Below are 13597 nucleotides of genomic sequence, written 5' to 3'. Positions count from 1 at the left end.
GCCAACAGTGATGTTGGCTTTGTTGTCTTCAATCTGACTGAATACTTCTATTAAGCTTCGAAGTTCGCCAATCGAGTATAAAGCTCGCTGTCTTGATCTTGCTTTGCACAAATCGTCAGTAGGTCTTCAATAAAGTACTTCAATGCACGTGCTTCAATTCGGCGAATACCTTGTTGCTGTTCTTCAGTTAGGTAGCCGTAGATAGTCGCAGCGCCAAAGTCACCAAAGATCATCTGACCTTGTTCGTTCACTAAAGTGTTGTGAGCGTATAGATCACCATGAGAGACTTTATTGGCATGAAGGTGTTCAAACACATCAATCATCTGCTCTGTAATGCTATTGATTTGAGCAATTGAAAGTTCGAAACCTTCTGGGAAAGTATCACGCGTGCAAGTCTCGAGTGTTGGTGGTAGCCCTAGGTTGTAGTAGCTGTTTGGAATGAGTTCCATCACCAAAGCTAGGTAATCTTGTTCCTCTACTTGGGCGATAGATTTTACCAAGTTGTTATGGTGTCCAGCCTGCAAGCACGCTTCCAGTTCATCATGTGGGTAGCCGTCACTGGTGACTTCGCCTTTAAACACTTTAACCGCCACTTCCTGTGGAAAATCGAAGTCGCTGTTTAGCCAGCTTGCATGCGAGATCACGCCAGATGCGCCTTGGCCAAGTACTTGATTCAGTGAATAGCTTTGAGAGCTAACCGCAGGCACGCTATCTAAGCTGCTAGGGTGTTTGCAAAACGGGTTACCCGCAAACGCTAACCAAGCCAGTTTTGGTAGCTTGATAAGGAACTCTGGGAATTCAGTCAACTGGTTTGCAGACAGGCGAACTAGCTCAAGGTTGGATAGGTTTTCCATGCTTTCTGGTAACACGCGAATCTTGTTACCCGCCAATGCCAGTTTCTGTAGTCGCGGTCTTTCACCTAGTGAGCTAGGCAGGGCCTCAATCTTATTGTCGGTCAGGATCAACCAGCGTAATTGAGGTGGTAGAGATACTTCACTTACGGTTTTGATTTGGTTGGTCTTGAAACCGATCATTTCAAGCTTAGAAAGTGACCCAAGAACATCAGGCAGGTGCGTAAATAGGTTATTCGACGCGAAGATAATACGCAGGTTAGTTAGCTTTGATAACTCGGCTGGTAGGTCTGACAGCTGATTACCTGAAAGGTCTAGGATCTCAAGAGAATCTGCAAGCTCTATGATTTCTAGAGGAAACTCGGTGAGACTTTCCGACAGTTTTAAGCGCTTAATACCTTTAAGTTGCCCTGATTTTAATTGTTCTAGAGTATGCAAACCTTAGCCTTATGAATAGATGTTCGAGGCGCGTAGTTTACTTGTCTCAATCAAGAAAGGCGAGTATCCGGAAGAATACTCGCTTAACTAAACTAAGTGAACGAATTTACGAAGGTTAAAGCTGGATATGGTTTTGGCTAACGCCGACCTCCTCAACAAAATCGCTATCATGACTGACCAAGATGAATGCGCCTTGGTATTCACGCAGAGCCGAAGCCAATATTTGCTTCGAGTCGATGTCTAGGTGATTGTCTGGTTCATCTAGCAGCAGTAATGGCGAATCCTGTTTATGGCTGACGATCAACATCGCCAGTTTCATTTTCTCTCCACCGCTTAGGTGAGCTATTTTGCGGTAGACGGAGTCTCGTCTGAATCCAATACCAGCTAACAAGGTTCGTGCGTCACTTTCTGTCATGCTGCCGCTATGTGTCACCAGGCTATCGAACATTGTGTCGTTGGTGTCTAATAGTCCAAAGTGTTGATCCAAGTATACTGTGGACCCTAAGCGTTTAATGGAACCTGTATAGTTCGAGTGTTGCCCATGAATGGCCTTTAACAGCGTCGACTTTCCGCAGCTGTTTGCACCAGTGAGATAACACCGTTCACCTTGCGACATAGAAAAGTTGATACGAGCGTCAGAACCAAAACTCAGATGGCAATCTTCAACGGTTAATAGCGAGTTCTTTTTACTGTTATTACTCTGTTGTAGATACAAGGCCTGTGGTTTTAGTTGTTCCTTTTGTTCTTTAAAAGATTGAAGCTTATGTTGGTTTTGGTCCTTTAAGTTCTTTTGACTAGTGGCTGATGCTCCTTGCGTTCGTCCTGCTTTATCTTTCATCGCATCCAATAATATCTTGGGTTGGCTACCGGACTTTCTGAGTCGATTACCTTGAGACTCACGTTGCTGTGCTTTTTCCTTATTAGCTTGAGCTTGGCGCTCCAGTCGTTTCTTTTCGGATTGGTGATGTGCAATCTGTTTATCTAGTGCATCGGCCTGATTCGACATTTGTTTGAAGTAGTCATCGTAGTTTCCTTTATAGAAACGTAACCCCAAACTGTTGAGATGGTAGATACCTTCCATTTGTCTCAATAAGCTTCGATCATGGCTGACGACAAGTACCTTACCTTCAAACAACTGGCATTGTTCTAGTAGCCAATTGCGTCCGTCGTTATCCAAATGGTTCGAAGGCTCGTCGAGGATCAGTATGTCGTTATTTGATACGAATAGCTGATGAAGCTGTAACAGGGCGAGTTGCCCACCACTCAAAGAGCAACAAAGTGTGTTCAAATCACGAGTGATCTTTAATGTACCTAGCAACTGCTGGGTACGCGCCTCTAAATCCCAATCATCGCCAACGATATTGAAGTGCTGCAGTTCACAGCTACCTTGTTCTATGGCGCTTAACGCTTCTAACTTTTCGGTGAGTCCTAAGAAGTCAGCGATGGTGATGTTGGTATCCAGTAGCGTTGATGGTAACTGAGAGTAAAAGCCGATTGAACCTTGGCGCGAAACACTGCCCGTTGTGGGCTGTTTTTGTCCAACGAGCAACGAAAGTAACAATGACTTTCCAGCCCCATTTCTTCCGACTAGGCCTGTGAGGCGAGTGCTCAAATTAAAGGTGATGTTTTTGAATAACCACTCACCAGTATCGAGTTGGAATGAGAGATTATTGGCTAATATAGTCGGCATAGAAATACCTCCCTTTACGTGTAAACGAGTAAAAGGGGTGAGGCGCTTTTCTGTGCAAGCTCCTGCTGGATGCTAACAACAGATCGCCAAAGGCGTTACTTAGATAGATGACCAATGAAAGAGAGAAAGCGGTATTGAGATGGTTCCTGTCTTTGAGGTACTGATCTTAAAGATGTTTGTTTGTCAAAAAACGGATCTTTAAGAGCTTGATTTGTCGTCAAAATAGATGATGAAGTAACGCCCACTAACCCCGAGTGTCCAAATGATTTTTATAAAAATAAATCGGATGTCAGGATGTTAGTACTTCATTATGGCGTTATTCTCTTTTGAAATGATGGTGGGATGGTACTGAAAGAACGTACTCTGAGTCAATATGTTGAGGTGATTAAATTGTGTTCAAATAATTAAAGCGCCTTTGTGGCGCTTTAGTGATCATTATTGGAAATCAGTTGAGTCTAGAACTTATATCTTTGGGTTTAGAGCTTAGAGCTTAGAGCTTAGAGCTTAGAGCCTTGGGCTTAAAGCTACTTGGTTTGCCCACCAACGGCGCGCCAACACATATCAAAGCTATCGTTGATGTACTTCGATGTTTGCTCTGGTGGAGACTCGCTTTGTTCAATCAGCCAGTTTGCACAAATCAGAAAGTGGCTATGAATGAAGTGTCTAACAAGGTTAATGTCCAACACCATCAATTCACCATCTTGTTGCCCTTTCAAAATGATCTCGTCTAGCGATGCGAACATCTGTGAAACAATCACTTCTCGAGTTTGAGTCGTTGGGTCGAAATGAACATTGGTGAAGAACTTCATCGCAACCGGATTCTCTAATGCCCACTCAATTCCTGTGATCCACATGAACTTAAAGGTTTGGTAGCGATCTTCTACAGCCACATCAGTGTGCGGTTGAAGGGTCGAGAATAGCTCTAGCTTCAGCTCGCGAAACAGTTCATCAATCAATAGAGATTTATTCTCGAAGTGGTGGAACAACGTCGCTTTTGCCACGCCGGCTGTTTTCGCTATTTGTCCGGTAGATGTGCCCTCTAGCCCTTGTTGAGAGAAGAGCAGGAGTGCAGCATCTAGGATTTTTTGTCTTTTGGTGATCATCTATTGAGTACTTTGAACATCAGTTTCTTGATTGGGTTGTTGTAAGGAGGATGCATTAACTTGGTGAAGTTGATTTTTCCTCTACTTAGAACGGTTTTGGCATGGCTAAGGGTCTTGAAGCCCTCAATGCCGTGATAGTGTCCCATGCCTGAAGGGCCGATGCCACCGAATGGTGCGTCTTCTGCAACCACATGCACCAAAGAATCATTAATACACACGCCGCCAGAGTGCGTGTCTGATAAAAGCTTGTCTTGGGTTTCTTTATTATGGCTCATTAGGTACAGAGCCAGTGGGCGTTCTCTCTCTGTGATGTAATTGATTGCTTCTTCGATGGAATCATAAGGCACGATAGGCAAAACAGGACCAAACAGCTCTTCTTGCATCGCGAGCATCTCATCGTTCACTTCGGTGAGAAGGTGCGGCGTCATTCTGTGGTTTACATCGTCTTGTGCTTGTTCGGTTACCGTGTGAATAACCGCGCCTTTGGCTTGTGCGTCTTCAATGACACCTTTCAAGCGATTGTATTGGCGCATGTTGATCACTGAGGTTAAGTCTTTGCTCTCAATACCGGCTTTATAAAGCTTCTTGAAATAACGCTTATAGGCTGTGATGAACTCGTCTGATTTTTCTCGCGGCAATAAGATGTAATCGGGCGCCACACAAATCTGGCCAGCGTTTAAGCTTTTTGCAAACAGGATGCGTTCAACGGCGTCAGCCACATCAAAGTCGGGAGCAATAATCGTTGGAGACTTGCCGCCTAACTCCAAAGTTACTGGCGTTAAGTTGTCGGCTGCTGCTCTCATGACGTGCTTACCCACAGAGGTCGAGCCTGTGAAAAGGATATGGTCAAACGGCAGTTGGCTAAATTTAGCGGAAACATCCGCTTCGCCTTCGATAATCGCGACTTGATCTTCACTAAAGCCTTCGGCCAGCATGGTTTTCAAAACTCGGTTGGTCGCAGGAGTAAACTCGGACATCTTGAGCATTGCAGTGTTGCCCGCCGCTAACGCAGTGATGAGAGGACCTAAAGAGAGCATTATAGGAAAGTTCCAAGGAACGATAATGCCTACAACGCCTACCGGTTGATAGTGAACAGTGATCTTCGCTGGTGTTAGCATCAAGCCTGCTTTTCTACGAGATGGCTTCAACCATTTCTTAAGGTTCTTATCACTGTAATTAATTTGGTGAAGAGAAGGGGTGATATCAGCAATCAAGCTGTCGTGCTTTGCTCGATGGCCATAATCTTCAGATACTGCCTCAATCAATTGCTCTTGATAGCGCATTAACAACGCTTTTAATACTGAGAGGTTTTCTCTTCTCTGCTCAAGCGTAGGATTAACGTTATTGCGGTAGTGATCTTTTTGTCGGTTGAACATTTGATCCATGTCGTTGGTGCTCGACGTGTTTGGTTCAAGGTCTAGATTATGGCTCATAGTATCCCCTAAATTCGAAGGCTGACCGATTGGTTGGTCAGTTAAAATTACAAGAAGATTGAACCGAATACAAGATATGCGCGAGAAAAGTTCAAAAATTGAGCGGTTACAACATTGAAGTGAGCGAGTTCTAGTAGGAAGAATGAAGTGTTTATCGGCATCGAATCGCGGGACACAAGCTGTGTTGGTGATAGCGAGAGTTCAGATTGTGAAGTGCTTATATTTGTCACAACTCTGACTTAACCTCACTCAATTTACTAAAAATCTTTTGGTTTCTGCACATTTTTTCTCCCTAATTTAATGTGAGAAATTGCTTTATATTTAATGCGCTTCAGCCTGTTTTTTACCCTAAAACCTTGTAATTCCTTACCTGTCATTTTAAGTCGATCTGTCGATAAAAGAACGTAATCGTCACCACAAATATCAATGGTTGGACTCGCTCTTAATAATATCGGTTAATGCAGCCAACAAATCGTTTTTGAACGCTTTTTGTTGGGTTATACCTCGCTATTCCAAAGAGGTATCTTCTGTCGATGGCCCTATAGTGTGAGGTCTCTAGAATTGGAAAATTCGGTTAATTTGGAACGCATCCGTGCTGAGTATAATGTAAAGCACTGGAGCCAAGGTTTTTATGGAATTGATGATAACGGTGAGGTGTATCTTTCACCGAGCGAGACGGATCATCAAGTCCCACTAAGTAAGATCGTAAAACAGTTAGAGCAAAGAAATATTGGTTTACCTGCTCTTGTGCGTTTTCCTCAAATAGTGCATCAACGTGTGCACAATATCTGTAACGCATTTAACCAAGCGATCGACGAATATCAGTACGACAATCGTTACCTACTTGTTTATCCGATTAAAGTTAACCAACAAAAAGAAGTGGTTGATGAGATCTTAGCGAGCCAAGCTCAATTAGAGCAAAAGCAGCTAGGACTAGAGGCGGGCAGCAAACCTGAACTATTAGCGGTATTGGCGCTGGCTCAAAAAGCGAGCTCTGTGATCGTGTGTAACGGTTACAAAGACAGAGAATACATCCGTCTTGCGCTGATTGGCGAAAAGCTAGGCCACAAAGTCTTTATCGTTCTAGAGAAGTTGTCTGAGCTTGATCTTGTTCTTTCTGAAGCGAAAGCACTTGGCGTAAAACCTCGTTTGGGTTTACGTATTCGTCTTGCTTCTCAAGGTGCAGGTAAATGGCAAGCAAGTGGTGGTGAGAAGTCGAAATTCGGTTTGTCTGCATCACAAGTGCTTACTGTTATCGAACGCTTGAAAGCCGAAGACCAGCTGGATGTACTTGAACTCGTGCACTTCCACCTAGGTTCGCAAATGGCGAACATTCGTGATGTGCGAAATGGTGTGAGTGAAGCGGCTCGTTTCTACTGTGAACTGCGTGATATTGGAGCTCAACTGAAGTTCTTGGATGTTGGTGGCGGTTTGGCGGTCGATTACGACGGCACACGCAGTCAATCTTCAAACTCAATGAACTACGGCTTGCTTGAGTACGCTCGTAACATCGTGATGACAGTAGGGGACATTTGTAAGCTCTACAATCAGCCACAACCTGTGATCATTTCAGAATCTGGTCGCTCACTGACAGCGCACCATGCTGTGTTGATCACCAACGTGATTGGTACTGAAAGCTATTCTCCGGAAGACATGGCTGCGCCTGAAGCTGACGCTCCAATGTTGCTAAACAACATGTGGAAGAACTTCTTAGAGCTCGATGCTGGTAATGATGACCGTGCGTTGATTGAGATCTATAACGACACTCAGAGCGATATTGCAGAAGCGCACAACCAATTTGCGACCGGTATGCTGAATCTTCAGCATCGTGCTTGGGCAGAGCAAATGTCTTTGCGTATTAACTACGAGCTTAGCACTCGCATGAGCACTAAGAACCGTTACCACCGTCCTATTTTGGATGAGCTGAGCGAGCGTTTAGCCGACAAGTTCTTTGTTAACTTCTCGTTGTTCCAATCGTTGCCAGATGCTTGGGGTATCGATCAGGTATTCCCTGTGTTGCCTCTAAGTGGTTTGGATAATGCGGACGAGCGACGCGCTGTTGTATTGGATATCACCTGTGACTCTGACGGTACGATCGATCAGTATGTTGACGGCCAGGGCATTGAAACAACGTTGCCAGTTCCAGCATGGAATCCAGACGAACCTTACCTGATGGGCTTCTTCTTAGTAGGCGCATACCAAGAGATCTTGGGTGATATGCATAACCTATTTGGTGATACGCACAGTGTGGTGGTGAACGTTGATGAGAGCGGAGAAGCGAACATTGACTACATCAACGAAGGCGACACGGTTGAAGACATGATGCGTTATGTTCACATCGATACGGATCTGATTCGTCAGAACTACAAAGATTTGGTCACGGCGAAAGTACCAGATCAAGAGCAACAAAGCGTACTTGAAGAGTTAGAGCAAGGCTTGATGGGTTATACCTATCTTGAGGATTTTTAATGAACGATCTATTTACTAAACCAGATTACTCGCTGTACTCCAATGCAATGACGTTTATGCGTCGTCCATTGGTGCAAAATCCAATCGACAATGATGCTGATGTGGTTGTGCTGGGCGCGCCGTTAGATATGGCTACGTCGGGTCGACCGGGGGCTCGTATGGGGCCTGATGCGATTCGTCGTGCGTCGGTGAACTTGGCGTGGGAAGGCAAAAAATTCCCTTGGGACTTCAATGTATTTGAACATACTTCAGTGATTGATGCTGGCGACCTTGTGTTTGATTGTGGTGATGCAGAAGACCTAACTCAACGTTTGGAAGCGGCGGCTGATGCGACTCTAAACAGTGGTAAAACTCTGTTAGGTTTAGGTGGCGATCACTTCATTACACTACCTTTACTTAGAGCATACGGCAAGAAGTACGGTGAGATGGCTTTGATTCACTTCGACGCGCACACTGACACTTACAGTCAGGGCAGTCGTTACGATCACGGCACTATGTTCTACCATGCGCCAAATGAAGGTTTAATTTCGCCTGAACATTCAGTGCAAATTGGTATTCGTACAGAGTACAAGCAGGAAGGCCACGGCTTTAACGTTATTAACGCGATGCAAGCGAACGACATGAGCGTGGACGAGATCATTGCTCAAGTGAAAGGCATTGTCGGTGATAAGCCAGTTTACCTAACGTTTGATATCGATTGTCTGGATCCTGCTTTTGCCCCAGGTACAGGTACTCCGGTATGCGGCGGTTTGAATTCAGATAAAGTTTTGAAAATCATCCGAGGCCTGCAAGGCATCAATATGGTTGGTATGGACGTTGTAGAAGTTTCTCCAGCGTATGACCAAAGCGAGATTACAGCATTAGCTGGTGCGACGATTGCTCTCGAGCTGCTTTACGTTTGGACTGCAAATCGCCTTGCTAAATAATAGTGTGTCATTGTTAACAGCGTAACGCTATATACTGATTTTAAAGCCCACTAAGGTTTAACTTAGTGGGCTTTTTTTGTCACTTCCAGAAAACAACCTGTGACCAAATTGAAGAGGGGAGCTGTTGTTTATCAGTTGGTTAAAATTCCGATATATACATTTTATGCAACTTGTTTTATTGTTTTTGATACAAACTCCACCACCTATCCTCTGGTTATTGTCTCACAAATGGGAATTACTTCTGCTTTACTGTGGACGTATAGAAAGCCTCAATCAATACCCCATGTTTGCTAATGATTTATCAACTTTATTGCTGTATATATTATAAATAATGAGGTGTAATTACATTGTGAATTTATTTGCATATAAATCAATACCATACTAACTTTTAACTAAGTTATTCAAACTCCAACAAGAATCCCTCGGTTTGTGAAAAGGCGCCTCTTAGCACAGACATGGCATTTTTTATGGGGAAGACTAGTCTTAAGAGTAAGTAAACTATAAAAAAACAGGTGAAATACTTTCTCATTTCAGGCCAGTTAGGCGTAACAATGGATTGTCATTGATGAGAGCTAAGTATGTATTCAAGTGAAACCTGAAATTGTTATTACCAATAATTTTCACAGCGCTCGAGAGCAGTGTTTTGTGACTACGGGGGATATATGGATATCGAAGTTTCACGCCAGGTTGCTGTAGTTGAGGCAGTTAGTGGACATGTTGTGGTCGTTAAGCCAGACGGCAGCGCAAGAAAAATTTCAATTGGCGATATCATCCGTGAAAATGAGATCGTGATTACGGCCAACAAGTCAGAACTTGTATTAGGTGTGCAGAATGATTCAATTCCAGTTGCAGAGAATTGTGTCGGTTGTATTGATGAAAATGCAGCATGGGTAGACGCCCCAATAGCCGGTGAGGTTAATTTTGACTTACAGCAAGCGGACGCAGAAACCTTCACCGAAGACGACCTTGCTGCAATTCAAGAAGCCATTTTAGGTGGTGCCGATCCGACTCAAATCCTAGAGGCAACGGCCGCTGGTGCTGGACAAGGTTCTGCAAACTCCGGCTTTGTCACTATTGATTACAACTACACACAGACTCAGCCATCGACATTCTTTGAAACCGCAGGTTTAGCAGATCAATCGGTTGATGAAGATAGAGAACAATTTAGAACAATAACTCGTTCATTGGGCGGTCAATCAATCAGTGAAGTGCTCACTGAAGGCTCCATTTCTGATAATACCTACCCCCAATCTATTACAACTACTGAAACGATTATTGCTGGTAGTTTAGCGCTCTCCCCTGATTCTTTCGCTCCAGATGCACTGTCCCTCGCTTCGCTACTCACAGATCTAAACAGTGATATTACCTCAAGTGGTCAGCCCGTTACGTTTACTTATGATGCGGCGACGAACTCTATCATTGGTGTTCAAGGCACCGATGAAGTATTACGCATCGACATCGATGTTGTTAGTGTTGGAAACAACGCTGAGCTTTCACTGATCACAACGATTTCTCAACCAATTGATCACGTAACATCTGTTGGTGGTGGCCAGGTTTCCTATACAGGCGATCAAATTAACATCACTTTTGATATTCAAGGTGAAGACACCGCCGGAAACCCATTAGCAACACCAATTAATGCGCAAGTTGCCGTGGTTGATGGGGTCGATCCGTCTGCTGAAAGTGTGAGTATCTCTAACGTTGAAACAAGCAGTGCTGCAATTGAAGGCACGTTTTCAAATATTGGTAGTGATAATCTACAGTCAGCTGTTTTTGACTCAAGCGCACTTGCTCAATTTGATGGCGTGCTCAGCGATAATCAGGCGACCGTTGCATCTTTGTCTGCCGATGGAAGTACCATCACACTGTCAATCCAAGGTAGCGGCGACGTTATTTTAACCGTTAGCTTAGATACTGACGGTACCTATCGATTTGAGCAGTTGAGACCAATAGAGCAAGTCGGCACTGATTCGCTTTCTTTCTCTTTGCCAATCACGGTTACCGATTTTGACCAAGATGTCGTAACCAATACCATCAACCTCGCTATTTCTGATGGTGATAAACCAGTCATTACCAATGTCGACAGTATTGATGTTGATGAAGCTGGCATTGTTGGCGGTTCTCAAGAGGGGACGGCAACCGTATCAGGAAGTGGCAGTGTCACCTCAGAAATTTTTGATAGTGACATTATCGATCATCATGAACTTGAACCTGCAGAGTTTAATACCGCTGGCACACTGATATCTAACGGTGAGGTTGTGTTACTCGAGCTGGTTGATGAAACCAATGGTGTGCGAACGTACGAAGGCTATGTTGAAGTCAATGGTTCTCGAATTACGGTCTTTGATGTTAAAATTGATAGCCCTTCATTGGGCAACTATGAGTTTAATCTTTATGAAGAACTTTCTCATCAAGGCGCTGAAGATGCGCTGCTAACTTTTGCATTGCCAATTTATGCTGTTGATGCAGATGGCGACCGTTCTGCACTATCTGGCGGTTCGAGTACACCAGAAGCCGCAGAGATTCTCGTTAATGTCACAGATGATGTTGTTGAGCTAGTTGATAAAGTTGAGTCAGTCACGGAACCAACTTTAGCCGGCGATACCGTTGTTTCGTATAACCTATTCAACTTCGAAGGTGCTGATGGCTCGACAATTCAATCTTTTAACTATGATGGTGTTGATTACTCACTAGATCAGAGCTTGCTGCCAGATGCTGTTCAAACATTCAGTTTTACTGAAGGTGTTGTAACCATCTCACTAAATGGCGATTTTAGTTTTGAAGTCGCTCGTGATATCGACCACTCAAGCAGTGAAACTCTCGTCAAACAGTTCTCGTTTTTAGCTGAAGATGGTGATGGAGACACTGACACTTCATCGCTTGAGCTAAGTATCACTGATGGCCAAGATCCAATCATTGATTTGATCCCGCCTGTTACTCTCTCAGAAACCAACCTTGCTGATGGATCTTCTCCAAGCGGAAGTGCGGTCAGCGCTACCGAGACGGTTACCTTTACTGCAGGCAGTGATGATGTGGCGAGTTTCCGTATTGAACCAGCCGAGTTCAATGTCGGTGGTGCTCTGACGTCCAATGGGTTTACGGTAGAGATTAAAGAAGATTCGGCTAATCCAGGTACTTACATAGGCTTTATTACTGATGGCTTGAACGCTGAAGTTCCTGTATTCACGATTGCTTTCTCTACAAGTGCTTTGGGCGAATATACCTTTACTTTGCTTGAAGCGTTAGACCATGCGGATGGTTTAGATAATAACGATCTGAGCTTCGATCTACCTGTTTATGCGGTTGACACAGACGGCGATGATTCATTGGTTTCGCAACTGAATGTGACCATCGGTGATGATGTTCAAATCATGCAAGACGGCACATTAGATATCGTTGAACCGAATGTTGCTGATTTGGCTGGTGGTATTGTAACGACCAATATGATCGATGTGATGCCAACGCAAAGTGCTGACGGCGCGACAATCACTCAGTTTACTTATGACGGTGTCGTAAACACACTGGATCAAAGCATTTCAGGCGAACAGCAATTTAGCTTCACGGAAGGCGAGCTATATATCACTCTTGGAGGAGAAGTACGCTTTGAGCCAAATCGTAATTTAGACCACACAACGAGCGAAGACATCGTGAAGTCGATTGTGGTGACTTCAAGTGACTTCGATAACGATTCTCTGACTTCTACCGTAACGCTGACGATTACTGATGGTGGTAACCCTACGATTGACGTTATTCCAAGCGTAACCCTTTCTGAAACAAATCTGACTGATGGCTCCGCTCCTAGTGGCAGCGCGGTGAGCTCCACTCAAACCATCACATATACCAACCAAAGTGATGATGTGGTTCGTTTCCGAATTGAACCAACGGAATTCAATACTAACGATGATCTTAAATCGAACGGTTTAGCCGTTGAGTTACGTGAAGAGCCGACAGGGTCGGGTGACTACATTGGTTTTACTACTAGTGCGACGAATGTCGAAACCACGGTATTCACGCTGAGTTTTTCTAGCACCACATTAGGTGAATACACGTTCACACTCATTGAAGCGTTGGACCATCAAGATGCCCGTGGTAACAACGAGCTCAGCTTTGATCTGCCTGTTTATGCGGTAGACAGTGACGGCGATGATTCACTGATGTCTCCGTTAAATGTCACTATCGGTGATGATGTTCAAATCATGCAAGATAGTGCGTTAGATATCGTCGAGCCCAATCTTGCAGATGGTACGGTAACAACTAACACCATTGATGTGATGCCAAATCAGAGTGCTGATGGCGCGACGATCACTCAGTTTACTTATGACGGTCAACTACGAACCCTTGATCAGAATGACAATGGTGAACAGCAATTCAGTTTTACTGAAGGCGAACTATTTATCACGCTTCAAGGCGAAGTGCGCTTTGATCCCAACCGCAATCTCGACCACACGCTGAACGAAGACATTGTGAAATCAATCGTGGTGACATCTAGTGACTCCGATAACGATGTGCTTACCTCAACCGTCACGCTGACCATTACCGATGGTGATATTCCGACCATTGATAATGTGCCAACTGTGAATTTGTCGGAAACCAATCTGAGTGATGGCTCTGCACCAAGCGGTAGCGCGGTTAGCTCAACTCAAACTATTACTTACACCACTCAAAGTGATGATGTGACCAGCTTCCG

7 protein-coding genes are annotated in these 13597 nt (G+C 44.3%); 3 read left to right on the top strand and 4 right to left on the bottom strand.

Going from position 1 to position 13597, the window contains the following annotated elements; all coding sequences use genetic code 11:
- Positions 1-50 precede the first annotated feature (50 nt).
- From AB4209_RS19490 to AB4209_RS19475, 4 genes are all read right to left on the bottom strand, one after another.
- A complete protein-coding gene (locus AB4209_RS19490; RefSeq protein ID WP_372056981.1) occupies positions 51-1289 on the bottom strand; it encodes a leucine-rich repeat-containing protein kinase family protein in 1239 nt (412 codons plus the stop codon).
- Between the two features lie 115 nt (positions 1290-1404).
- A complete protein-coding gene (locus AB4209_RS19485) occupies positions 1405-2979 on the bottom strand; it encodes an ABC-F family ATP-binding cassette domain-containing protein (protein WP_372056979.1) in 1575 nt (524 codons plus the stop codon).
- Positions 2980-3503: 524 nt separating this feature from the next.
- Complete coding sequence (locus AB4209_RS19480) at positions 3504-4082, bottom strand: TetR/AcrR family transcriptional regulator (protein ID WP_017066051.1); 579 nt, start codon at positions 4080-4082, stop codon at positions 3504-3506.
- Positions 4079-5515 carry a coniferyl aldehyde dehydrogenase gene (locus AB4209_RS19475; protein WP_372056977.1) on the bottom strand — a complete coding sequence of 479 codons (1437 nt, stop codon included), beginning with the start codon at positions 5513-5515 and terminating at the stop codon, positions 4079-4081. Before AB4209_RS19475 ends, AB4209_RS19480 begins: the two co-directional genes overlap by 4 nt.
- Before the next feature lie 561 nt (positions 5516-6076).
- Here AB4209_RS19475 and speA point away from each other — a divergent pair.
- The 3 genes from speA to AB4209_RS19460 all read left to right on the top strand — a co-directional run.
- The gene (speA, locus tag AB4209_RS19470; RefSeq protein WP_372056975.1) at positions 6077-7984 is read left to right on the top strand and encodes an arginine decarboxylase; all 1908 of its coding nucleotides are present in this window, start codon (positions 6077-6079) and stop codon (positions 7982-7984) included.
- Positions 7984-8910, top strand: a complete 927-nt coding sequence (speB, locus tag AB4209_RS19465) for an agmatinase (RefSeq protein WP_372056973.1) — start codon at positions 7984-7986, stop codon at positions 8908-8910. The genes speA and speB overlap by 1 nt, the downstream gene beginning before the upstream one ends.
- Before the next feature lie 662 nt (positions 8911-9572).
- The coding region (locus tag AB4209_RS19460; protein WP_372056971.1) for a retention module-containing protein at positions 9573-13597 on the top strand (4025 nt) is incomplete at its 3' end.

The organism is Vibrio sp. 10N.286.48.C11 (genome assembly GCF_041469805.1).
Taxonomy (GTDB): domain Bacteria; phylum Pseudomonadota; class Gammaproteobacteria; order Enterobacterales; family Vibrionaceae; genus Vibrio; species Vibrio crassostreae_C.
The sequence above is the reverse complement of the archived record's forward strand: the minus strand, read 5'-3'. Positions and strand labels throughout refer to the sequence as shown.